This is a genomic window from Xanthomonas sp. NCPPB 901, from assembly GCF_056725085.1.
The window spans coordinates 120692-144674 of record NZ_CM161511.1 but is presented as its reverse complement, the minus strand read 5'-3'; the positions used below and the strand labels follow the sequence as shown (position 1 = coordinate 144674).

Sequence of the window (23983 nt, the reverse complement as noted above, 5' to 3'; positions counted from 1 at the left end):
GCGAAGCGCAAGAAGGACCGACCCCTCGCCACGAACGACGGTGCTGGGGCGTGCGCGCCACCGGCGCCGCACGCGCCGGTTCAGTCCAGCGCGTCGAGGTAGTACCAGCGCCCGTCCTCGCGCACGAAGCGGCTGTGCTCGGTCATGCGCACCGCGCTGCCGCCGCCGATGCGGTAGCGCGCCAGGAAGGCGACCTCGGCGCTGTCGGCGCCGGTCTGCAACACGCGCTGCACGGTGAGGCCGAGCCAGACCGTGCGCGGGTCCACGTCCACCTGCGGCGGGCAGGTCGACGGATGCCAGCTCGCGCGCAGGTAGTCGGCGTCGCAGCGCACGTAGGCGCTGTAGCGCGAACGCATCAGGGATTCGGCATCCGGCGCGGCGGCGCCGGCGTGGTACGGCCCGCAGCACTGCGCGTAGTCGCGCGGACGGCCGCAGGGGCAGGGATCGGCAAGGCGCGGGGCGGACGGCGGCATGTGCCGATTGTGCCGGCTGCGGCACCGATGCGCACGCCGCGCGCGCGCCATGGCCGGCGGCGGCTATGCTTGCGGCCCCTTGCGCGGAGCGCCGGCGTGCTCGAGTCGATCCCCACCGAACTGCCCTGGCTGCTGTGTCTCGCCTTCGTCGCCGGGCTGGTGGACGCGGCGGTGGGCGGCGGCGGCCTGATCCAGTTGCCGGGGCTGTTCGCGACCTTGCCGCAACAGGCGCCGGCGGTGGTGCTGGGCACCAACAAGTTCAGCGCCATGGCCGGTACCGGCACCGCCGCCTGGCGCTACGCGCGCCACGTGCGCCTGCCGTGGCGGCCGGTGCTGTACGCGACCGCGACCGCGTTCGTGTTCGCCTTCCTCGGCGCCACCGCGGTGAGCCTGCTGCCGAAACAGGCGGTGCGGCCGCTGATCCTGGTGCTGCTGATCGCGATGCTGGGCTACACGCTGGTCAAGAAGGACTTCGGCGCGCTGCACCGCCCGCGCCACGTCGGCCGCCGCGAACTGGCGATCGCGCTGGCGATCGGCGCGGCGATCGGGTTCTACGACGGCTTCTTCGGCCCGGGCACCGGCAGCTTCCTGATCTTCCTGTTCATCCGCTTCTTCGGCCTGGATTTCCTGCGCGCCTCGGCCGCGTCGAAGGTGGTGAACCTGGCCACCAACCTGGCGGCGCTGTGCTTCTTCGTGCCCAGCGGCAAGATCCTGCTGGCCGCGGCGGTGCCGATGGCCGTGGCCAACGTGGCCGGCGCGGTGACCGGCACGCGGCTGGCGCTGCGCGGCGGCACGCCGCTGATCCGGCGGTTGTTCCTGGTACTGGTGGTGGTGCTGATCGCCAAGATGGGCTGGGACCTGCTGCACTGAGCGCGGCAGCGGCGCCGCGCAGTTGCCGCATGCCTGCGCGCCCGACGATGCGGCCGCGCGCGCGCCGGTCGGCCCGCGGGCCGCCAGCACCGCTCAGCGGCCGCGGCGTTTGGCGGTCGCGGGAGGCGTCTTGGATGCCGCAGCCTTGGCCGGTTTCGCAGGTTTGCGGCCTGCGGCGGCGTTCGCGGTCTTCGCCGACGCCGACCGCGCGGCCGGCCGCGTTGCCGTGGACGGACGCGCCGCGGCCGCGGCGGACTTGCGTGGCGCCTTCGCCGACGCGGCCTTGGCCGCAGGCGTCGCGACGGCAGTGCGGGCGCGTTTGCCGGGCGTCGCTGGCGACGTCTTGAGCGTGGTCGGTGGCTTCGCGCCGTTGCCGCGACCATCGCGCGCCTTGCCGGACGCGCGCGCCGACGCGGCAGCGGCGTCTGCGACGGTCTCGGCGGTTGCGTCCGCGGCGTCGGCGGCCGACGGCGGCAGCTCGGCAGCTGCCTGCTCCGCTGGCGCGGCCGACTCCGCCACAGGCGTCGCCGCCTCGTTGCGGCTGCGCTCGGGCAGCTTCAGCCGGTGCGCCTGCTCGTCGTATTCGATCAGCAGCACGCCGGAGTTGTGGCGGCCGCTGATCTCGACGAAGCAGGCGCCGCCGATGAACGGCTCCAGGGTCATCACCGACTTCAGCGGCGTGGCCACCACCATCTGGAAACCGAAGTTCTCGAAGATGTTCATCGCCAGCGCGGTGAACTCGTTGTCGGCCTTGTCGAAGGCCTCGTCCAGCACCACCGCGGCGTAGCGCGGCAGCTCGCCGTCCTCGCCGCCGAGCTGGTAGCGCAGCGCCGCGGCCAGGCAGGTGGTGGCCAGCTTCTGCCGCTGGCCGCCGGACTTGCCGGCGCCGCTGCGGTAGATCTCCACCTGCGCGCGGCTGTCCGCGTCCAGTTCCACGCCGACGAACTCCACGTGCTGGCGCACGTCCAGCACCTGCTCGCGCCAGCGCCGCAGCTCCGGCTCCTGTGCGCCGAGCCGCTGCACCAGCCCGCGCAGGGTGGCGAACTGCGCCTCGGCCAGCGCGCGGTCCTCGGTCTGCTGGTGGCCGAGCACGGCGCGCAGCTGCTGCTGGAACTCCTGCACCTCGAGCAGGCGCCGGTCGCTGACCTCGATGGTCAGCAGGGTGCCGCGGTTGAACGGCACCTGCTCGAGGCTGGCGTTGACCTCGTCCATGCGCTGCTTGATCGCCTTGTGCGCTTCGGCGGTGTAGCGCTGCAGGGCCAGCAGGTTGTTCTTGCTCTGGGTCTGCAGCAGGTCGAAGAAGCGGCCTTCGTGGCGCGGCAGGCCGTCGCTCTCCAGGCGCTGCAGGCGCGCCAGGAAGTCGTCGGCGCTGGCCAGGCTGACGGTGAAGTCGCCGCTGTCCTCCGGCCACTGCTGGCAGTAGCGGCGGAAGCAGTCCAGCACCTGCTGGCTCAGCCGCGCGTCCTGCGCCTGGCTCTGCGCCAGTTGTTCGCCGAGGCCGCGTTCGACGCTGCGCAGATGCGCTTCCAGGTTGTCCAGGCTCAGCGGCGGCAGCGCAGCCAGCCGTGCGTCCAGCCCCGCCACCTGCGCCGGGCCGATCACGGTGGTGGCCACGCGCGCGGCGCAGGTCTCGCGCTGCGCCTCCAGGCGGGCGCGCTCGCGGCTCAGCTGGGCGCGCTCCAGGCGCACGTCCTCGTAGGTGCGGCGGGCCTGGTCGCGGCGCGCGCGGGCGGTGGCGATCTGCTCGCCTAGCGCACGCAACGCGGTGTCGCCCTCGCGCAACTGCAGCAGTTGCTCGGCGATGTCGCTCAGGCGCTGCAGCTTGGGCGCCACGTCGATCTCGTCCCACTCGCGCTCGGCCAGGGTGTGCGCGGCCAGTTGCCGGCCTTGGTCCTGCTCGCGCTGCTTGCGCAGGGCGGCGACGTCGGCATCGCAGGCGGCGATGCGCTGCGCCAGGGTCTGGCCCTCGCGCTCGTAGACCTTGAGCTTGTCGCGGTTGTCGTAGCCGAGCAGCCAGCGCTTGCGGTCGCCGACGGCGTGGCGATCGTCCTTCTCGTAGCGGTCGCCCGGGTGCTTGACCTGGCCTTCGCGGGTGATCGCGCGCTCGGCGTCGCGCAGCTGCGCCACGGTGTCCACGCAGGCGTAGTCGAAGCGCCGGGCCAGCTCCTGGCGCAGCCACGGCGCATACGCATGGTCGCGCAGCTCCAGCTTGCGCAGCAGCGACTTGGCATCGGGCTCGCGGTGTTGCAGCGGCGCGTTGTGGCGGACCCGGAAATACACCAGGCGGGTGCCGAGCTGGGTCTTGTTGACCCAGTCGGCGACGCTGGCGTAGTGGCGCTCGTCGACCAGCAGCGATTGCGCGAAGCCGTGCAGCACGCGCTCGATCGCGCCGCGCCAGGCGGCCTGGTCGGCCTCCACCTGCACCAGCTCGCCGACGAACGGCAGCGCGGCTTCGGACAGGCCGGTCTCGGCGCACAGCCGCGCGCGCAGCGCCTGCATCGGCGCAGGAATGCTCGAGGGCGCCTTCAGCAGCGCCTCGATCTCGGTGCGGATGAGCGCGAAGCGGCGTTCGTCCTCGCGGCGCTCGGCCATGCGCTCGGCAATCGCCTCGTCCAGGCTGCTGGCCTCGCCGGCGACACCGTCGCGCAGCGCGCGCGCCTGCGCCACCTGCTCGGCGAAGCCGCTGGCGCTGCCGGCCAGGCCCATGCCGAGCTGGCGGCAGGCCTGCTCGACCTGGCTGCGGCGGCGCATGCGCTCGTCGCGCTCGCGCTCGACACGGGCGTGTTCGCGCTCCAGCGCCTCGACCCGCTCGCCGCCCTGCGCGCGTTGTTCGCTTTCCAGTTCGGCCAGGGTCTGTTCGAGGTTGTCCAGCGCTTCGCGGCGCTGCCCTTCCTCGCCGGCCAGGCCGCGGTCCTGGGTGTCCAGTTCCTGCAGGCGCGCGTCGAGCAGGGCCAGGCGGCGCTGCTCGCGGTAGCCGTCGATGCCCAGCTGCAGTTCGCGCAGCTCGCCGACGCTATGGCGCAACGCCAGCAATTCGGCGTGGTAGTCGCGCGCCGGGGTCAGGGTCTCCACCTGGCGCCGCGCGGTCACCACCGCGTGGTGCGCGCCGTCGAGTTCGGCGAAGTCCTCGACCAGGCGGTCGGCGGCCTCGAAGGTGCGCGGCTCGTCGAGCATGAAGCTGCGCAGGAAGGCATTGAGGTCGCCCAGGTTCTTCGCCGACTGGGTCTTGTGCAGCAGCCGCAGCGCCATCTCGTTGCCGATGCCGAGCAGGTGGCGGAAGCGCTCGGCGTAGCCGGCGAAGCTGTCGAAGTGGTGCACGTCCTCGCCCAGGCGCAGCTTGAGCCGGCGCAGGTCCAGGTCGAAGCCGTCCAGCTCGGCGGCCACGTCGAAGCCGCGCGGCACCACCATGTAGTGCTTGCGCACGTCGGCCGCGGCGGTGCCGCTGCCGGCGATCCAGAACAGCCGCACCAGGCTCACCGCCTGGCCCTGCGCGTTGCGGTACTCCAGCGCCAGCGCCGACCAGGTCGCGCCCTTGCGCAGGTACTGGGTGGCGATCTCGCCGGAGGCGCTGTCCTGCTGGTCGGCCCAGGCGCCGCGCACGTAGGAGACCAGGCTGCGGTCGCGGCCGCTGCGCTCGGCCTCGCGCGCGGCGGCGTTGAAGTCGACGATGCTCGGCGGCGTCAGCAGCGCCGACATCGCATCGAGCAGGGTCGACTTGCCCGAACCGGAGCGGCCGACGAACAGGAAGCCCTTCTCGGCGATCGGCACGTCGGTCAGGCCGTTGAAGGTGCCCCAGTTGTGCACCTGCAGGCGGCGCATACGGTACTGCTGCGCGCGCTGCTCGGCCAGGGTCTCGGCGAACAGGGACGGGGCGACGGGGACGGTGGACGAAGCGGACAGGGACGTCATCGGGAACTCATCGGAAAACGGGAACGGCCGCCATGGCGGCCAGCGCACGCGGCCAGGCCGGCGCTAGACGAACGCCACGCGCGGCCGCAGGCCGCTCATGGCGCCGCCTCGGTCGCGCCCTCGCGCAGGCCGCGGTAGGCCGCCGCCAGCGCCTGCACGTCCTCGGCCGAGAACAGCAGCTTCAGCGCCGGCGACACCTCGTAGCGGTCCTCGCTGCCGCGCAGCTTGGACAGCAGGTGGTTGTCGCGCATCTTGGCGATCGCCGCCAGCACGCGCCGGGCGAAACCGGCGCGGTCGGTAGAGACGTTCTTCTCGTACACCGACAGCACTTCCAGCAGCTGCGCCTCGTCGACCACCGCGCGCTCGCCGCGGGTGTCGGCCTCGGCCAGTTGCTGGCGCAGGAACAGCAGCAACACCGATTCGATGAAGGTCAGCGGCGCGGTGCGCAGCAGCGCCGGGGTCTCCAGCTCGCCGGTGTCGGCCTGGCGCGCGAACGCCACGCCGCCGTCGCGGTCCAGCACCAGTTCCAGGAACAGCTCGCTCAGCACGCGGCGGATCGCCGCCTCGTGGCGCAGCAGCGCCGGCCACAGCGGGCCGTGCCGGTAGGCGTCGACACTGGGACCGGACAGCAGCTGGCACAGCGCGCGCCGCGCCTCCAGCGGCAGGCTGCCGCTGTCGCCGGCGAACAGCGCGGTGCCGGCCGCGGCCGCCGCAGTCGCTGCGGCCGCGGCGGCATCGCCGGCATCGGCCTGATGGCCGTGGAATTCGTCAGACCAGCTCATTGCGTTTTTCCTTGGTGAACCACACCAGCGGGATGCGCGCGCGCCGCACCTGGCCGTCGCCGCCCTCCCATTGCACCGCTTCCCATTCGCCGTCGACGACCACGCCATGGCGGGTGCCCAGCGCCAGGTAGCCGATCACGCTGCCCAGGCCCTGCGCCGCCGGGCGCTGCCGCAACGCCTCGCCGATGCTCAGCTGCGGCTGCCGGCCGAGCAGGTCGTGCAGGTCGTTGCGCAGGCCGCGCAGGTCGATCTCCGACTGCGCGACCAGGTCGCCGACGCTGTCCAGCGAGATCGTCGCCGCCTCGGCCGCCTGCACCCGCCCGTCCACCTGCTGGCTGCGCGGGTCGTGCAGGCGCCACTGCGACAGCGAGCGCAGCCGCGCGCTGCTCAGCGGCAGCACGTAGCCGGTGGCGGCGGTGGCATGCAGGTGGTCGCGCAACTGCAGCGCCTCGCCCTGCGCCTGCTTCAGCAACTGGTTGAGCCGGCGCTGTTCCAGGTAGCCGCGGCTCTGCACGAAACCGCGCAGGCTGCGCGCGAAATGCTGCATCACCTCGTGCACCTGGCCGCCGCGTTCGAGCAGGGTGCCGGTGAGTCCACGCAGGAAGGCGCGCTCGTGGCGGTCCAGGCGGCGGGCGAAGCCGCGCGCCAGCAACGCCTCCAGCGCCGCGTCCAGCTGCACGCTCTGTTCGGCGTCGTTGAGCAGGCTCCAGAACGCCTGGAAACTGCGCCCGGCCTCGCTCTCGCCGATCACGTCGATGCCGGCGAACAGCTTCTCCAGCACGTCGCCGCGCGCGCCCTCGTCGTCGATGATGCGCTCGCGGAACTCGCGGTTGAGCCGTTCGAAATCGTCGCGGACGCGGCGGAAGTCCTCGGTCAGATCGTCGGACAGGCGGATGATGTCGCGGGTGCGCTCCAGCGCGCGCTTGCCGTCCAGCGCGGCCAGCTTGCCGGCGGCCACGCGCTCGATCTCCGCGTCCAGGCGCTCGCGCTCGGCGCGCAGCGCGGCCAGGCGCGCGTCCGGATCGGTCTCGGTCTGCCCGGCCAGTTGCACCAGCTGCTGGATCACCAGCGACAGCCGGCTCTCGGTGGCCACGCTGGCGCTGTCGCGCACCCCGGCGATGAAGCGGATCGCCTGCGCCGCCTGCCGCGACAGTTCGTATTCTTCCTGCGCATCGCCTTCGGGCAGGCGCCGTTCCAGCCAGCCCTGCGCCAGCCAGTGCGCCACGTAGGCCTGCGCGGTGCGCGGCAGTTCGCGCGAGAGCTGGTCGTCCTTCAGCGCATCGAGCTGGCGCTGCAGGCGCTCGTGCAGCACGTCGGCCGGCAGGCGCCGCTGGGCGTCGCCGAGCAGGGTCTGCAGCAGGCCGATCAGCTCCGGGGCATGGTCGGCGGCCAGCAACTTCCACAACGGCTGTTCGCGCAACTGGCGATAGCCGGCGATCCGGACATGCGGCTTCATGCAGGAACCGACCGCCACCGCATCGGCAAGACTCAGCGCGCCCGCTCGATGAAGCGCAGGAACTCGGCGCGGGTGCGCGCATCCTCGCGGAAGGTGCCGAGCATCTTCGAGGTGACCATGCTGACGCCGCGCTTGTGGATGCCGCGGGTGGTCATGCACTCGTGCGCGCCTTCCACCACCACGCCCACGCCCAGCGGCTGCAGCACGTCCTGGATGCACTGGGCGATCTGCGCGGTCATCTTCTCCTGCACCTGGAAGCGCCGCGCATAGGCCTCGACCACGCGCGCCAGCTTGCTGATGCCCACCACCTTGCCGCGCGGCAGGTAGCCGACGTGGACCTTGCCGATGATCGGCGCCATGTGGTGTTCGCAGTGGCTTTCGTATTCGATGTCGCGCAGCACGATCAGTTCGTCGTAGCCGGCCACTTCCTCGAAGGTGCGCAGCAGGTACTCGCGCGGGTCGGCGCGGTAGCCGCTGAACCAGTCGCCATAGGCCTCGGCCACCCGCCGCGGGGTGTCCAGCAGGCCCTCGCGGGTGGGGTCTTCGCCGGCCCAGCGCAACAGGGTGCGCACCGCGTCTTCGGCCTGCGCCTGGGTCACCTGGGAGGAGGGGGTGTTGTCTGAATCGGCCATGGGGGAACGCCCGTAAGGGGGCTGCATGGTACCCGAGTCGCCTGGCAGCCGCCGCATGTGCGGCCCCGCCGCGGCGGGGCGACCCGGCCCACGCGGGGTGCGCCGTTCAGCGTCCCCCAGGTCCGCGCCTGGGCGGCGCGCGCACCGCCGGGGCCGCAATCGCGCCGGTCAGCGCCGGCGCGCGTGCATCTCGCCTTCGTGGTCCAGCCAGTTGCTGCCCTTGTTGGTCAGGAAGAACACGTACACCAGCAGCGACACCGCGATCACCGCCGTGGCGTACCAGACGAAGGTGGTGACGTGGCCGGTCTTCAGCGAGGCCTGGTACAGCAGCGGCGCGGTGCCGCCGAAGGCCGAATTGGCCAGCGCGTAGCCCAGGCCCACGCCCAGCGCGCGGATGTGGGTGGGGAACAGTTCGGCCTTCACCACCGCGTTGATCGAGGTGTAGCAGGTGAGGATGACGAAGCCGCCGGTGAGGATCGCGAACGCGCTCAGCCAGTCGCTCTGCCGCGGCAGCTCCAGCACCAGGAACCAGGTGTAGAGCACGCCGCCGACGCCGAAGATCACCAGCAGGGTCTTGCGCCCGATCAGGTCCGACAGCCAGCCGCCCACCGGTTGCATCAGCATCAGCACGATCAGCGCGGCCAGGTTGATGAGGGTGCCGGCCATGACGTCGTCGCCGGCGAAGGCGGTCTGGATCATCTTCGGCCCGGTCACCGAGTAGGTGTAGAACGCCACGGTGCCGCCGGCGGTGATCAGGAAGCACAGCAGCAGCGGGCGCCACTGGTGCACGAACAGCTCGCGCAGCGAACCGGCGGCCTTGGCCCCGCCCTGCTTGGCGGCGGCGATCGATTCGGCGGTCAGCGATTCGTCCATGGTCCGCCGCAGCCAGAACACCACCAGCGCGCCGATACCGCCCAAGCCGAAGGCCACGCGCCAGCCCCATTCGGAGACCTGGCCCTTGTCGAAGAAGTGCAGCATCACCAGCAGCACCGCCTGCGCCAGCACGTGGCCGCCGACCAGGGTGACGTAGTGGAACGAGGACAGGAAGCCGCGCCGCCCCGGCACCGCCGCCTCGGACATGTACGTGGCGCTGGTGCCGTACTCGCCGCCGGTAGCGAAGCCCTGCAGCAGCCGCGCCAGCACCAGCACCACCGCCGCGGCGGCGCCGATGCTGGCGACCGTCGGCGTCACCGCGATCAGGAACGAGCACGCCGCCATCACCGACACCGACACCGTCAGCGCCAGGCGCCGACCGTAGCGGTCGGCGAAGCGGCCGAAGTACCAGGCGCCGATCGGGCGCATCAGGAAGGTCACCGCGAAGATCGCCCACACGTACAGCGTGGCGTTCTTGTCCTCCTTGGAGAAGAACTGCGATTCGAAGTAGGTGGCGAACACCGAGTAGACGTAGACGTCGTACCACTCCACCAGGTTGCCCGCCGAGCCCTTGAGCGTGTTGGACACCGAGCGGCGCAGGCTGCCCGGTGCGGCGGCGGAGGACGGAGCGGTGGATGCACTCATGCGGTGGGCCTCTTGGATGGACGGCGCGGAGTATAGGCAGGCGCTTGCGAGGATGCTGTCGCGACGGCGGCCACGCCAAGCACAGGCGCACCATCGCGCTCGTTGCGCCGGCGGCGCGGCGTAGGGAGGGCCGGACCTGCCCGCACGACCGAAACGGCAGACCCGTCGCTTGCCTGACGCGGGCATGTCGCAGGTGTCGGCGATGCGCCCGACACGCGGTGCGCGCCTGCTTGCGCGCACCGCGCCAGACGCTCCCGACGCGCCGCGCCACTGCGGTCAGCGGATTCCAGGCCACACGCGGGCAGATGCGCGGGCGGACGCGACAAGGTCGCCTGGAAGCGGATCGGGTCGGCGGCACCGGTCATGCAGGGACCATAGCACCGGGCACCGGCAAGGCCATGCTGCACCTGCACGGGCGCCGCGGCAGCGCCGGTGAGGAAGCGGACAGCGACGGGCGGTGCCGCGGGTCAGGCGTGCGCCGCGCGCGGGCCGGTCGCCGCCGCGCAAGCCACCATTGCCGCCGTAGACCGGTTGCGCGTCACGTTCCGCGCCTTCGGCATCGTGCCGTTCGGCGCCATGCCTTCAGTTCGTCCGCGCGTCGCCGTTATCCCTGCGGGTTCCGGAACGGCAGATGCCGGATCGGTCTGGTGGACACCGGCAACCCGCCGACCCATCCGCCGGCACCCACCGTCGATCCTTCTCCTTCCCCCGCCCCCATTCCTCCATGCACGTCCTCTCGCATCTGCGCATCGGCCAGCGCCTGGCGCTCGGCTTTCTCACCCTCATCGTGCTGATGGTTCTGCTCACCGTCGTCGGCATCCAGCGCGTGCACAGCATCGACCGGCGCCTGACCGCGATCAATCAGGTCAACAGCGTCAAGCAGCGCTACGCGATCAACTTCCGCGGCAGCGTGCACGACCGCGCCATCGCCCTGCGCGACGTGGTGTTGCTGGACGACCCGGCCAGCCGGCAGGCGACCGAGCGGACCATCGACACGCTGGCCGCCGACTACGCGCGTGCCGCGCAGCCGCTCGACGCCCTGCTCGCCGCCTCCAGCGATGCGCAGGAGAAGGCCATCCTGCAGCGCATCCAGGGCATCGAAGCGCGCACCATGCCACTGATCGCGCAGGTGCGGCGCCTGCGCGACGCCGGCGACACCGTGCAGGCGCAGGCGCTGCTGCTGCAGCAGGCGCGCCCGGCCTTCGTCGACTGGCTGGCCAGCATCAACGCCTTCATCGACCTGCAGGAAGCCAAGAACCGCCAGGCCGCCAGGGAGGCGATGGCCACCGCGCGCGGCTTCGCCCTGCTGATGATCGGCTGCACCGTGCTGGCGCTGCTGCTGGGCACGCTGATCGCCCTGCTGCTCACCCGCCGCGTGGTCCGCCCGCTGCGGCAGGCGCTGGGCCTGGCCGAGCGCATCGGCGCCGGCGACCTGAGCAGCCCCGACACCGCCACCACCCATGACGAGGCCGGGCAGTTGCTGCGCGCCATGCAGCAGATGCAGCGGCGCCTGCACGAGGTGATTTCCGCACAGCGCGAGATGGCCGCGCGCCACGACGCCGGCGCCATCAGCTACCGCATGGACGCGCAGCGCTTCCCCGGCGAGTACGGGCGCATGGTCGCCGACACCAATGCCCTGGTGGATGCGCACGTGCAGACCCAGCTGCGCATCACCCAGGTGATGGGCCGCTACGCCATCGGCGACCTCAGCCAGGACATCGCCCACTACCCCGGCGAGAAGGCCGCGATCACCGCGGCGATGCGGCAGGTCAAGCAGAACCTGCATGCGATCAACGTGCAGATCCAGACCCTGGCCGAAGCCGCCTGCGCCGGCGACTTCGCCCACCGCGGCCAGCCGCAGCAGTTCGAGCACGCCTTCCGCACCATGGTCGAGAACCTCGACACCATGATGGCCACCGCCGACGCCAACCTGGCCAAGTTCTCCATGCTGCTGCGCTGCATCGCCGACGGCGACCTCACCGTGCGCATGCACGGCAACTTCCACGGCGTGTTCGCCGCTATGCGCGACGACGCCAACAGCACCGTGCACCGCCTCACCGACATCGTCGCGCACATCCAGCGCACCACCAACAGCATCGGCTTCGCCGCCGAGGACATCGCCAGCGGCAACCAGGAGCTGGCCAAGCGCAGCGAGCAGCAGGCGGCCAGCCTGGAGCAGACCGCGGCCTCGATGGAGGAACTGACCGCCACGGTGAAGCAGAACGCCGAGCACGCCCAGCGCGCCAACCAGTTGGCGCTGGGCGCGGCCGGCGTAGCCGGCGAAGGCCGCGACGCGGTCGGCCAGGTGGTGGAGACCATGGACGGTATCCAGGCCGCCTCCAAGCGCATCGCCGACATCATCGCGGTGATCGACGGCATCGCCTTCCAGACCAACATCCTCGCCCTCAACGCCGCGGTGGAAGCCGCGCGCGCCGGCGAGCAGGGCAAGGGCTTCGCGGTGGTGGCCGCGGAGGTCGGCACGCTGGCGCACCGCTCCGCCGGCGCCGCCAAGGAGATCAAGACCCTGATCGACGACTCGGTGCAGCGCGTGGCCCACGGCGCCACCCTGGTGCACCGGGCCGGCGCCACCATGGAGCAGGTGGTGGCCAGCGTGCAGCACGTCACCGACCTCATGGGCCAGATCTCCGCCGCCTCGCGCGAGCAGGCCAACGGCATCGCGCAGGTCAACCAGACCATCGCGCGCATGGACGAGACCACCCAGCAGAACGTGGCGCTGGTGGAGGAGGCCAGCACCGCGGCGCGTTCGCTGGAGGAGCAGTCGGCGCAGCTGACCCAGGCGGTGGAAGTGTTCAAGGTCGGCGCCTACGTCTGATCGCACGGTGCGGGGGGCGCCGCCTCATCCCCGCCGGGTGCGTGCCGCGGCCGGCCGGCGGTGGCCGCGGGCCGGCCGGCCCACCAGCGCGTGAACGGCAGGTGTCGGCCGATGCCGATCATCGCATCGGCTGCCATGGCTGGCGCCGGCGCAAGCGGTACGATGGCGGCTTCCCACGTTTGCCCCCTCCCCGGAACCGCATGATGGCTGGCCTCCCCGACGCCGCCGCGACGGCATGAGCCGCGCGTCGCACCGCGCGCCCGTCGCCGCCGAAACCCGCAGCGAACGCTGGCAGCGCTGGATCGCCTGGCTGCTCAGCGCGCTGCTGCACGTGCTGATGGCGCTCGCCCTGCTGTACGCGGCCAAGCCCACCATGTCCACGCCGCAGGGCGCGGCCGGCGGCAGCCGGATCCGCGTGGATTTCCTCGGCGAAAGCGACAAACCGGTGCGGCCGGTCCCTCCGAAGCCGACCCCGCCGCCGGCGTCCGCCGCGCCCAAGCGCACCCGCGCCACCACCACCGTGCAATCCACCCTGGTCGCGCAGTCCGACGACCCGGTGCCGCCGCCCGATCGCGCCGACACCCCGAAAGCGGCGGACACGCCCGCACCGGCCCCGGTGCCGCAGCCGCGTCCGGCACCACCGGCGCCCACCCCGCCCGCGGACGCCCCGGCGCCGAGCCCGGCGCAAACCGCCGACAGCAACCCGCCGCCGCCGACCGAGCGGCGCCCGCAGACCTGGACCGGGCGCCCGCCCGGCGCGCTCGACACCGACACCGCCCCGGACAACAGCGGCCTGGCCGCCGGCCCCGGCAGCCGCGGCAACCGCCACGACATGGACGCCTCCCAGCCCAGCCTGGAGGTCGGCGGCTACCTGGTCTATTACGACCTGGGCAGCGAGAGCCAGCTGCGCGCCTGGCAGCAGCAGGGCATGAAGGAGCTTTTCATCCTGCTACCCGGCACCGCGTACCGCATGGTCTGCCCGCTGGAGATCGCCCTGACCCGCGGCTCCGGCAAGTGCCGCGCGCTGCCGCCGGACTCGCCGGAACTGAAGGACATCGGCGACGCCCGCCAGGTCATCACCATGCTGCAGGTCTACCACCAGGGCGAACTGGTCTGGCGCGGGCCGGGGCCGTATCGCTGAGCCAGCGTGCGCTGGCCATCGATGACCAGGAGTGACCGGCGGTCGGCCCTGCCCTCAGCACGTGCACGCGCCCCCACGCGAAGCGCCGACTGTAGGAGCGGTTTCAACCGCGACGAGCGAAGCCGCTGCCGCATCCGGGTTCGGTGCAGTCGGGACTGAAGTCCCTCCCACAAGGGATACTCGCCTGCGGCGCTGCCGCCAGCACTTGCACGAGCGGCAAGGGTTTCGCCCCTGTGGGAGCGGCTTCAGCCGCGACGGGCGAAGCCATCGGCACATCCGGGCTTAGTGCAGTCGGGACTGAAGTCCCTCCCACAACGGATTGCCCGCCTGCGGCGCTGCCGCCAGCACTTGCAAGAGCGGCAAGGGTTTCGCTCCTGGGGGAGCGGCTTCAGCCGCGACGGGCGAAGCCATCGGCACATCCGGGCTTAGTGCAGTCGGGACTGAAGTCCCTCCCACAACGGATTGCCCGCCTGCGGCGCTGCCGCCAGCACTTGCACGAGCGGCAAGGGCTTCGCTCCTGTGGGAGCGGCTTCAGTCGCGACGAGCGAAGTCATCGGCGCATCCGGGTTCGGTGCAGTCGGGGCTGAAGTCCCTCCCACAAGGGATTGCGCGCCTGCGGCGCTGCCGCCAGCACTTGCACGAGCGGCAAGGGCTTCGCTCCTGTGGGAGCGGCTTCAGCCGCGACGAGCGAAGTCATCGGCGCATCCGGGTTCGGTGCAGTCGGGACTGAAGTCCCTCCCACAAGGGATTGCCCGCCTGCGGCGCTGCCGCCAGCACTTGCACGAGCGGCAAGGGTTTCGCTCCTGTGGGAGCGGCTTCAGCCGCGACGAGCGAAGTCATCGGCGCATCCGGGTTCGGTGCAGTCGGGACTGAAGTCCCTCCCACAAGGGATTGCGCGCCTGCGGCGCTGCCGCCAGCGCTTGCACGGGCGGCAAGAGTTTCGCCCCTGTGGGAGCGGCTTCAGCCGCGACGAGCGGAGCCATAGGCGCATCCGGACTCATGCAGTCGAAACTGAAGTCCCTCCCCGAAAGGCGCACCGTGACCCGCACGACATCGATGTGTCCTGCTCCTGTCCTGGCACCGCCCACTTCGCCCACGGCAGCGGACAGCGATCGACATAACACCACACGATTATTTCGTGCCGCGCCCTGATTATCTTAAAACCATGATTATTTACTCCTGAAAATTCCGCTTCAGAAACGTAGACAAATGCCTGTGTCGAGCACCTGGCCCGCCGAAACCACCGAATTCGGCTGAATTCCATCAAATCCATGCAGATTTCTCATTCTTTCCTTTTCACCACTGTGGCCCGCCGCACGTCGCGGCACCGACGCATCGCCGATTTTCCCAGCGCGCCATGGCGCGCAATGCCGTCACGTGCGATGCGAATCAATACCGTGGATAAACATTCTCTCGCTGTGTCGCGAAAATAATGCGGACGACATAGTAGCGTCTGCGCCCTCCCCCACCCCCGGGCGACCGGGAATCACTGCGAGGATGTTTCCATGGCCACACAGCGGAATCGGCTGGCGCTGCGCGCACTTTCCCTCATCGGCGTCGCGGGCGCGTTGTTGCCCCTGGCCGCCACGGCGGCGCCGGCGCGCGGCACCGTGCTCAACAGCAATGTCCTGACCAGCTACACCCGCCAGGCGATCGGCACCCTGCTGGCCAACGACCAATCCCCCGACCAGGCCAAGTGCGACGTGCGCGTGGCCGAGTTCACCTACGCCACCATCGGCGTCGATGGCGAACCCACCACCGCCTCGGCGGCGCTGCTGGTGCCGGGCGGCAGCCAGTGCCCCGGTCCGTTCCCGCTGGTGAGCTACAGCCAGGGCACCGAGTCGCAGCGCCGCGCCGAACAGGCCAAGGAGATCCGCGACGCCAAGGGCGACCAGACCATGGTCACCCACCTCGCCACCCAGGGCTATGTGGTGGTGAGCAGCGACTACCTGGGCATCGGCCGGTCCACCTATGCGTTCCACCCCTACCTGCACGCCGCCTCCGAGGCCAGCGCCACCATCGACGCCCTGCGCGCCGCGCGCCAGGTGCTGCAGCGGCTCAACACCCCGCTGTCGGGCAAGGTCATGCTGACCGGCTACTCGCAGGGCGGGCATGCCGCCATGGCGACCCAGCGCGAGATCGAAGCGCACTTGTCCAACGAGTTCAACCTGGTCGCCAGCGCACCGATCTCCGGCCCCTACGCGCTCAGCCAGACCTTCCGCGACAGCTGGAGCGGCCGCAACGCCGTGGGCGAGAACACCTTCGGCATCGTGCTGGCCAGCTACGCCATCGTCGGCATGCAGCGCACCTACCACAACCTCTACCTCGACCCGGCGCAGGTGTTCCAGGATCCGTGGGCCAAGCAGGTGGAGGCGCTGTTCCCCGGCAAGCAGAGCCTGACCGACCTGGTGCTCGGCGACACCCTGCCGGGCGTGGACAAGATCCGCCAGTACTTCCAGCCCGGCTTCTACAAGGACTTCGCCAGCAACGCCAACGACCCGTTCCTGCGCGACCTGGAGCGCAATGACCTGCTCGACTGGGCGCCGCGCACTCCGACCCTGCTGTGCGGCTCGGACAACGACGCCACCGTGCCGCTGAAGAACGCCACCACCGCCGTCGCCGCGTTCAAGGCCCGTGGCAGCCACCAGGCGACCGTACTCGACCTGGGCACCGGCAAGCCCAGCGACAACAGCGCGCTGGAACACCTGTTCACCGAAGAAGCCTGCACCATCGCCGTGCGCCAGCAACTGTTCGACAAACTTCGCTGAGGTCGCGGCGGACGACCACGCAGGCGCATTCCCCTCCCCCGGCGCCTGCGATCGTCCGTCCCGCTGGCTGCCACGCCTGGGCGCAGGCGTGGCGGCTTTTTTCTGCGCGGTAGGGTCTGCACACCCTGCCGGTGTCCGGCAGCGAAGTTAGCGACGGTGACGACTGCGCGTTATGCGTAGCTAGTCCACTGCGGCTACGCGGAGGCTGGCGACAGCTGGCTCGGGCATCCGGACGACTGCAGAGCGGCGAGGCGAGGCCAGCCCCCGCATGCGCAGGCTGTCGCAGAGTCCCACACGCCAGGCCATCATCCCGCGCCGACGCCGGCTCCACGCGACAAGATCGACGGGTGCTTTCGCCGGCTGCATGGAAGGCGACGACGGGCGGCAGGCAGACGCGTGAGCGAGCGCTGGGTACACACCGCACTACGGATCAGCACGGCCGGCCTGGCCGCCAGTCACGAGACCGACTCCCTGCCCATAGAGCGAACTGTGTCTCGATTTGTAGACGGTGCATTTCGCAGTACAGACATCGGGCACGCACAGGACTATGGTCGGTTCCGTGACGGGGGTCGCATGGGACGCAAACGGGGAAAGACAGGATTCGACACGCTGACGGCGTTGCCGTGGCCGTTCGGGCTCGCGGCCGGCATCGCTGGATTCCTCGCTGTGCGCGACGGCATTCCCTGGTGGTTCTCCCGCCACGACGGTGCGTTGTCGCAAGCCATCGCCCAGCAATCGGAAGGCGCATTCGCTCCCCTGGCGTGGATCCTGCTGCTGCTCTGCTGGATGGCAGCGTTCGCCTCGTTCCTCAAGGCGCGGCACCGCCGCCACTTGCTTGACACCCGCACCACCCTAGAAAGCCTGGCCGCCGGCGGCTGGCGCCAGTTCGAACGCCTGGTCGGCGAAGCCTTCCGCCGCCAGGGCTACGCGGTAGAAGAAACCGGCCTCGGCGGCGCCGACGGCGGTATCGACCTGATCCTGCGCAAGGAAGGCCGCCGCACCCTGGTGCAATGCAAGCAATGGAAGCGGCAGCAGGTCGGCGTCAGCGTCGTGCGCGAGATGTATGGATTGCTGGCGCATCACCAAGCCGATGCGGTGAAGATCGTTTGTGTTGGCAGCTATACGAACGATGCGAAACGGTTTGCGCAGGGCAAGCCGATCGAACTGATTGGTGGTAAGCGGTTGCTGAGGATGATTCAGGCAATGCGGCGAAACAGCGCAGCTAATTCCTCTTTCGTGCGTCATAGCGAGTCGGTTTTACCCCCTGCGATTGCCTCTCAAAATGAAGCAATTGCTACCTGCGGACGATGTGGGAACACGCTTGTACGACGAATTAATAGGCATACAGGCGAAGCTTTCACTGGCTGCAGTCAATTCCCACGCTGCCGCGGAATGTGACCTCATATTCCGTCTTCCGAGAGAGCAAACCTTGCAAATTGTTACTATAACCGTTTTCCTCATCAGGAAAAGCAGTTATCCAGATTTCCTTAAATTTCTTAAGGAACTAGGCAACGGATTCGTCCTGTCCGGCGGCCTTAATGGGTATTTTTATCCTATTGAAGACCACCAAAAGACTCCTGCCTGGGCTAATACTATATCGCCATCACTTGTACCAAGCCATGCAGTTTTCAACTTAAAGTCACAGAGTCCGGCTGGAATCATGTCGTGCAGGATCGGCAAAAAACTTCTCGCTGTAACTTTCGGCCACGCGTGGATGAAGCTAAAAGCCGACTGGATCGAACATGACTTCGGTAGACGCGTCGCCCTTAATATTCTCGAAGAAGATGACCTTAAGCAAATCCGGTCCGAACAAGTTCTTGCGAAAAGGCATCGCTCAACAGAGCGGTCTCCAAACAACGCCAAACTTTACGCGTTTAACTACGAAAGCGACCGCGATCTAGTTTTTTCAATTGAGGGGATTGGACGAAGAAAATTATTTAGCGGAAATATTAGAGGCGGAGCAGCGTTTCGATTTGATGTTGAAATAAGCAACCTTGCCAGTTCATTGCATGAAACCACTAAACTCCTGGGTTATGGCTACCAAAGTAAGTTCCCTGATATTGACAACCTTATTTCCGTGACCTCAAAAGATGAGATTGTAGATTTAGAGAATGAATTGGATATAGAAATAGCCAATGGCAACAAACTAAATAAAATAACGATGGCGCCTCCTTCTTCACTGGAAGTTTTTGACAAAGATATATATTTCTCCTATGGCAGGTGGGCAAAGAAAAATCACACGAGGTCGTGGTCACTAAACTATTCCGAATGGGTGTCCTCCTTAAACGGCATTACGCCAACACTTGAGATGGCGTCCAAAAGCTTCATAAACGTAGTGGATGCATCCACAAGCACGCTGACGACAAAAATTTCCGCTAAAGAATCCTTTTCTTTTGACATAGCTCGTTCAAATGGACATTTTCTAATATTCTCAGGAAAGTGGTACAAGGCGTCCCCAAACTTAGAGGAAAAGATATCTTCATTTTTGAAAGAACTTCGACCGCCATCTTATCCCCCGCCTGCATGGAATCAGAAAGATGACGAAAAAAACTACAACCTCAATGCTTGTGCTGTTGCGCCTCATCTATTGCATATGGATGCAAGGATGATTCATTACGGTGGCAATCAGTCAAAGTTTGAGTTTTGTGATTTCGCAGATCACACTCAAAAGATTCTTTATTTTGTAAAAAATCCGAGTTCCTCAGCTGGAATGAGCCACCTTTATGAACAAGCGCGCAGAACAAGCGAGTTATTTTTTGGAGTCAACAAGAGCTACATAGAAGCTCTAGCTCTAACAATGGCCAATAATTATCCGACAGCTGGTATTGACTGGATTAAAAATCCGCCCCGTAGTAGCGAATGGGAGATATGCTTGGTGTCAATGGGAAAACCTGCCCACCTGCTGCCAATGTTCGCAAAATGCGGATTAATGCGCATGCATCGCGAACTCTCCAAAAGATTCAAGGCAGTAACTTATGCGATGGTTTAATATAAGCCAAATACAACAAGAGAAATTTGCGAATTCGACACCAAGACTTAGTAGAAACCAAGTGCAATAGTTTACCCACACAGACAATAAGCCCTCTGCCTAAAGCCGCTTCCAAAGTCGCGGATGACTCAGACAGGAATACTAAGCTGCTGCTTTCATCCACCATCACACAGCCTAGCGAAATCGAACGAAGGACCGCCGATGTGCGGGAAACGCCGCAGGTTCGGGACCACGGCTGCCAGCAATTCGGGGAACAGGGTCATCGGAGGCCGCAGCGGCATTGGCGTCCAGCAGAAACGCTTCGATCGCGTCGAGGCACGCGAGGAAGCTCTCCGTCAGTTCGACGCGATGCAACGGTCAACCCCGCTTCTTGGCCGCGCGCTTGCCTGGGCTTGCTCCATCAGGTGTCTTGATCGCCGCGCGCCGCTGCTGCAGTTGGCCGATGGCGGCGTCGGCCTCGACCGTGCGGCCGGCGGCCATGTCGGCCAGGCCGCGCTTCGCATCGTCGAGCAACAGCAGGTGGATGCGCTCGCGCTCCAGCCGGTGGTAGTAGTCCAGCCGGTCGACGTCGATCAGCGCGACGTAGCTCCCGCCGTTCTTGGTGATGATCTTCTCGGCGCCGGCCTTCGCCTGGTCGGCCAGCTCAGAAAGATTGGCGCGCGCCAGGGTGAAAGGCACCACGTCGTTGACGGAAAAGCCCATCGCCTGCTCCTTTCACTGTTGATTCCAGGATTCTGTACAGGCTATCGGCTACATGGTGTTGCTGCCAGCGCACATGGAAGCGCATCCAGGCAATGCCCAATGCGTGGCAGGGCGATGGACGAGGCGGCATCACCGCAGGCCGCATGCTCCTCAAATCGCTGCGGACGCTCCAGCCCACCGGCGGCAGTCAGCACGTCCGTTCTTCCCCGTATTCTTGACCTCCCATACATCCAACCCACCGCATCCTCGCCCCAATTCCAACACCGGAGGCGGGGACATGACGAAGTGGATGGGGGCCGCGCTGGCCGCGGCATTGCTGGTGACCGGCTGTGCCCGGGTGAATGGCGAGAAGTTCGTCGGCCACTGGGTCAACGTGGAGTCGAAGGACGACACGATCGACATCGAGCGCAACGGGGAGTCGTTCATGGTGCGCAACACCACCCCCCGCTTCTTCACCCGCAAGCCCAAGACCGAGAGCTACCCGGCCATCTACAAGGACGGCGTGCTGCAGGTGACCAACGACGGCGAGACGGTGAACTTCGCCATCGACGAGGCCGATGGGCACCTCAACACCGGCAGCGACGAGTACCAGCGGGTTCCTGCCAAGTAGTCCTGCGACGTCGGGCCCGACCACCGGGCTCGCCTGGCCTGCCCGCATCGGAAGGTCGCTGCGGGCAGGGCATGGGTACCGGCAGTTCGCCGGTTTCCGGGACGCCGCTTCGCTTACTCGCCAGTGGGCCGCTTGGTCCGCTTGGACCGACGCTTCTCGCTCTCAAGCGCTCTCAGCTTGCGCGTTGCTTTTTCGAAATCCCGCTCCACCGGCGACGGTTCTGCCAGCGTGCGCTGCCTGTAGCGGGCGAACTCGGCTTTGGAAAATTCCAGTGCCTGCTCGCGGCCGATGCGGCCGGCATGGGTCAACACGTCGCGGTCGCTCAGGCGCAGGAAGTCGTCCAGTTTGGCGATCCATGCGGCCATGGTCATCGGCCTGCGGTTCAGCGCCTGCAACTCGGCGAACTCCAGGTAGGCGGTGACGATGCGGTTCAGCGCCTCCAGCTCCTCCATATTCAAATAGCTCTTGGCGACGACCGCATCGGACGCGCGCGGCGCTGCTCCCACCCAGTTGGTCATGCCGCTGTGCGGCTTGCTGGCGTTGGCGCGCTCCATGAGCAGTTCGGCGGCGGTGTGGCCATGAGCCGCCCAGTGCATCTTGTTCTGCACGGTGGTGAAGAAACGCTGGCTGGCCTCGGCCGACGGGTCGTAATCCACGCTGGTGGCGTAGATGTCCAGCACCTTGCGCCAGAACAGCTTCTCCGACGAGCGGATGTCGCGGATGCGGCCCAGCAGTTCTTCGAAATAGCCATCGTCGGGCCCGCGCTTGAGCCGTTCGTCGTCCAGCGCAAAGCCCTTGACCAGGTACTCGGACAGCCGCGCCGTCGCCCACTGGCGGAACTGGGTGCCGCGCGCGGAGCGAACCCGGTAGCCGACGGCGAGGATGGCGTCGAGGTTGTAGTGATCGATGGTGCGGCGCACTTGGCGCTCGCCTTCGGCTTGAACTATCCGGAGTTTCCGGATAGTTCGTTCAGGTTCGACTTCTCCCTCTGCATAGATGTTCTGCAGATGTTCGCTGATGGTCTTGACCGAGACCTGATACAGCTCCGCGATCTGCGCCTGCGTCAACCACACCGACTCGCCTTCCAGCCGCACCTGGATCCGCGTCTGCGCATCCTCGCTGCGATACAGGATCAACTCCGAGGTGGGGGCTTCCTTGTCGTCGCTACGCATGCCGGCTCCTGATGCGGCTCGTCAAAACAGCGCGCCCTGGATCGGCGTGCCGGAAGGTTCGGGAAGAATATCGGTTGCAGGCGGTGGTTGCTGCTCCGCCCCACCCAACCGCCACGCCAACCCCGAGATCCGCGCCGCATGCCGGGCCAGCGCGGCGCGCAGCACCGGTTCGCTGGCGGCGATGTGCAGGGCGCGGCGGGCGCGGGTGATGCCGGTGTAGACCAATTCGCGGCTGAGCACGCGGGCGTCGCGGGCCGGCAGCTGCAGCCAGACTTCGTCGAATTCGCTGCCCTGGGCCTTGTGCACGGTCATGGCGAAGGCGCTCTCGTGCGCGGGCAGCGCGGCCGGGTGGAAGCCGCGGACCTGGCCGTCGCCGGCGCCGTCGAACCAGGCGACCAGGGTGCCCTGCGCGTCGCGCAGGCAGATGCCGACGTCGCCGTTGAACAGGCCATGGCGGTAGCTGTTCTCGGTGATCAGCAGCAGGCGGCCATGGAACCAGGGTGCGGCGGCGCCGAGGCGGCGCGCGCCGCTGGCGGTCTCGGCCAGCAACTGTTCGATGCGTGCGTTGAGCCCGCGCGCGCCCTGCGGGCCGGCGCGCACGGCGGTGAGCAGGCGCAGGCGCGCGGCGGCACGCAGGGCCTGCGCCGGATCGTCGGCGTCGCCGAGGGCGCGCCAGTGCGCGAGCAGGGCGTCGCCGCCGGCGGCGAGCGGGTCGTCGACGCCGTCGTGGAAGCGCACGCCGGCGAGCTGGCCGTCGCGCAGCAGGCGCAGCGCGCCGTCGGCATCGCCGCTGCGCACCGCGTCGGCCAGCGGCGCCAGGGCGAAGTCCTGGGCCTGGCGGTAGCCGCGCAGCAGGTGCACGCGGTGCCCGGCCAGGCCGCCGTGGTCGCGTGCGACCGCGCTGTCGCCGAGCAATGGCTGTAGCGCCTGCGCGTCGTCGGCCTGCAATGCGTCGCCGGGGCCGGCGGCCTGCAGGATCGCGGCGAGCACGTCGCCGGCTTCCACCGAGGGCAACTGGTCGGCGTCGCCGAGCAGGATCAGTTGCGCGCCGTCGGCCACCGCTTCGACCAGCTTGCACATCAGCGGCAGGTCGACCATCGAGGCTTCGTCGATCACGATCAGGTCGAACGGCAGCGGGTTGTCGGCGTCGTGACGGAAGCGCGGCAGGTCGGGGATGACGCCGAGCAGGCGATGCAGGGTGCTGGCGCCGGCCGGCAGCGCCTCGGCCAGGGCCAGGTCGATGCCATCGGCAAGCGCGCGCGCCACTGCGGCGCGCAGGCTCTCGGCCATGCGCTCGGCGGCGCGGCCGGTGGGCGCGGCCAGGGCGATGCGCGGCGGCGGCAGGCCGGCGGCGCGGGCCTGGGCCAAGCGCAGCAGCAGCAGGCGGGCGATGGTGGTGGTCTTGCCGGTGCCGGGGCCGCCGGTGACCAGCAGCAGGGCGCGGCGCAGGGCCAGGGCGGCGGCCTGGGCCTGGCGGTCTGATGGATCGTTGGCGGTCGTCCCCTCACCCGCCCTGCGGGCACCCTCTGCCGGGGGGAGAGGGAAGAGCTGGGCGAACAGGGGGGCGAGCGCGGCGAGGTCGCTGTGCGGCAGCGGCTGCGCGGCCAGGCGGCGCAGGCCCAGGGCCAGGCGGCGTTCGTACTCGCGGTAGCGGCGCAGGTACAGCAGGCCGTGTTCCAGCACCAGCGGGCGGTCGGCGCTGGCGGCGTCCGCGGCGGCGGGCTGCGCGACCCAGCGCGAGGCGGCCAGCGCGCGGGTCCAGTCGTCCGCGGGGGGCAGCGCGGGGGCCGCGCCATCGCGGTTGTCGAGCAGGAGGCTGGCGCGGGCCGGGTCGAGGCCGGCGTGGCCGCTGGCGACGGCCAGCGAGGCCAGGGCGGCGGCGGCCAGGACCAGGTCGGGCGTGTCCGGGTCGAGGCGGGCCAGGCTGTGCGCGAAGGCGTGGTCCAGCGTGCGCAGGGTGCCGGTGCGGTGGAGGGCGGCGAGGAGGGTGGATTGGCTCACGGGACGGCTCCGTGGGCGGACGGACCCTCACCCCAACCCCTCTCCCGGGGGGAGAGGGGCTTGAGCGGAGCACCGGCGGACGGGGCGTGGTCCGGCGTGCGCAGGACGGCGAGGAGGTGGGTGGGTT

At 68.6% G+C, this 23983-nt stretch carries 16 protein-coding genes; 7 read left to right on the top strand and 9 right to left on the bottom strand.

Going from position 1 to position 23983, the window contains the following annotated elements; all coding sequences use genetic code 11:
* Positions 1 to 80: 80 nt before the first annotated feature.
* Positions 81 to 473, bottom strand: coding sequence for a YchJ family metal-binding protein (locus AC1PME_RS00605; RefSeq protein WP_254459809.1), 393 nt, complete (start codon positions 471 to 473; stop codon positions 81 to 83).
* 96 nt (positions 474 to 569) lie between these two features.
* Here AC1PME_RS00605 and AC1PME_RS00600 point away from each other — a divergent pair, with 96 nt between their 5' ends.
* On the top strand, positions 570 to 1343 hold the full coding sequence (locus AC1PME_RS00600) for a sulfite exporter TauE/SafE family protein (protein ID WP_481096988.1): 774 nt from the start codon (positions 570 to 572) through the stop codon (positions 1341 to 1343).
* A gap of 93 nt (positions 1344 to 1436) precedes the next feature.
* On the opposite strand, the gene AC1PME_RS00595 is transcribed toward AC1PME_RS00600, so the two are convergent.
* The 5 genes from AC1PME_RS00595 to AC1PME_RS00575 all read right to left on the bottom strand — a co-directional run bounded on the left by AC1PME_RS00595 (position 1437) and on the right by AC1PME_RS00575 (position 9640).
* Entirely contained in the window at positions 1437 to 5252 is a 3816-nt protein-coding gene (locus AC1PME_RS00595) for an ATP-binding protein (RefSeq protein WP_481096987.1), read from the bottom strand.
* A 95-nt stretch (positions 5253 to 5347) separates the two neighbouring features.
* On the bottom strand, positions 5348 to 6034 hold the full coding sequence (locus AC1PME_RS00590; protein WP_481096986.1) for a DUF4194 domain-containing protein: 687 nt from the start codon (positions 6032 to 6034) through the stop codon (positions 5348 to 5350).
* A complete protein-coding gene (locus AC1PME_RS00585; RefSeq protein WP_209248007.1) occupies positions 6021 to 7490 on the bottom strand; it encodes a DUF3375 domain-containing protein in 1470 nt (489 codons plus the stop codon). The genes AC1PME_RS00590 and AC1PME_RS00585 overlap by 14 nt, the downstream gene beginning before the upstream one ends.
* A gap of 32 nt (positions 7491 to 7522) precedes the next feature.
* Positions 7523 to 8122: a GTP cyclohydrolase I FolE gene (gene folE, locus AC1PME_RS00580; RefSeq protein ID WP_481096985.1), complete on the bottom strand. Its 600-nt coding sequence runs from the start codon at positions 8120 to 8122 to the stop codon at positions 7523 to 7525.
* Between the two features lie 168 nt (positions 8123 to 8290).
* Complete coding sequence (locus AC1PME_RS00575; protein ID WP_481096984.1) at positions 8291 to 9640, bottom strand: MFS transporter; 1350 nt, start codon at positions 9638 to 9640, stop codon at positions 8291 to 8293.
* A gap of 724 nt (positions 9641 to 10364) precedes the next feature.
* Between AC1PME_RS00575 and AC1PME_RS00570 the strand changes: the two genes are divergently transcribed.
* The 5 genes from AC1PME_RS00570 to AC1PME_RS00550 all read left to right on the top strand — a co-directional run bounded on the left by AC1PME_RS00570 (position 10365) and on the right by AC1PME_RS00550 (position 19371).
* Positions 10365 to 12473 carry a methyl-accepting chemotaxis protein gene (locus tag AC1PME_RS00570; protein ID WP_481096983.1) on the top strand — a complete coding sequence of 703 codons (2109 nt, stop codon included), beginning with the start codon at positions 10365 to 10367 and terminating at the stop codon, positions 12471 to 12473.
* Between the two features lie 235 nt (positions 12474 to 12708).
* Positions 12709 to 13614, top strand: coding sequence for a type II toxin-antitoxin system RelE/ParE family toxin (locus AC1PME_RS00565; RefSeq protein ID WP_254459801.1), 906 nt, complete (start codon positions 12709 to 12711; stop codon positions 13612 to 13614).
* 1505 nt (positions 13615 to 15119) lie between these two features.
* Positions 15120 to 16382 (top strand): lipase family protein, encoded by a 1263-nt coding sequence (locus tag AC1PME_RS00560; RefSeq protein ID WP_481096982.1) that lies wholly within the window; start codon positions 15120 to 15122, stop codon positions 16380 to 16382.
* Between the two features lie 573 nt (positions 16383 to 16955).
* The gene (locus tag AC1PME_RS00555) at positions 16956 to 17780 is read left to right on the top strand and encodes a restriction endonuclease (protein ID WP_481098169.1); all 825 of its coding nucleotides are present in this window, start codon (positions 16956 to 16958) and stop codon (positions 17778 to 17780) included.
* Positions 17665 to 19371, top strand: coding sequence for a TIGR04141 family sporadically distributed protein (locus AC1PME_RS00550; RefSeq protein WP_481096981.1), 1707 nt, complete (start codon positions 17665 to 17667; stop codon positions 19369 to 19371). The genes AC1PME_RS00555 and AC1PME_RS00550 overlap by 116 nt, the downstream gene beginning before the upstream one ends.
* 357 nt (positions 19372 to 19728) lie before the next feature.
* Here the strand turns inward: AC1PME_RS00550 and AC1PME_RS00545 are convergent, their stop codons facing one another.
* Positions 19729 to 20073 (bottom strand): type II toxin-antitoxin system Phd/YefM family antitoxin, encoded by a 345-nt coding sequence (locus tag AC1PME_RS00545; RefSeq protein ID WP_481096980.1) that lies wholly within the window; start codon positions 20071 to 20073, stop codon positions 19729 to 19731.
* 277 nt (positions 20074 to 20350) lie between these two features.
* Here AC1PME_RS00545 and AC1PME_RS00540 point away from each other — a divergent pair, with 277 nt between their 5' ends.
* Entirely contained in the window at positions 20351 to 20683 is a 333-nt protein-coding gene (locus AC1PME_RS00540; protein ID WP_481096979.1) for a hypothetical protein, read from the top strand.
* A gap of 113 nt (positions 20684 to 20796) precedes the next feature.
* Here AC1PME_RS00540 and AC1PME_RS00535 read toward each other — a convergent pair whose 3' ends face one another.
* Positions 20797 to 21855 (bottom strand): virulence RhuM family protein, encoded by a 1059-nt coding sequence (locus AC1PME_RS00535; RefSeq protein ID WP_481096978.1) that lies wholly within the window; start codon positions 21853 to 21855, stop codon positions 20797 to 20799.
* A 21-nt stretch (positions 21856 to 21876) separates the two neighbouring features.
* Positions 21877 to 23856: an exodeoxyribonuclease V subunit alpha gene (gene recD / locus AC1PME_RS00530; RefSeq protein ID WP_481096977.1), complete on the bottom strand. Its 1980-nt coding sequence runs from the start codon at positions 23854 to 23856 to the stop codon at positions 21877 to 21879.
* Between the last annotated feature and the right edge of the window lie 127 nt (positions 23857 to 23983).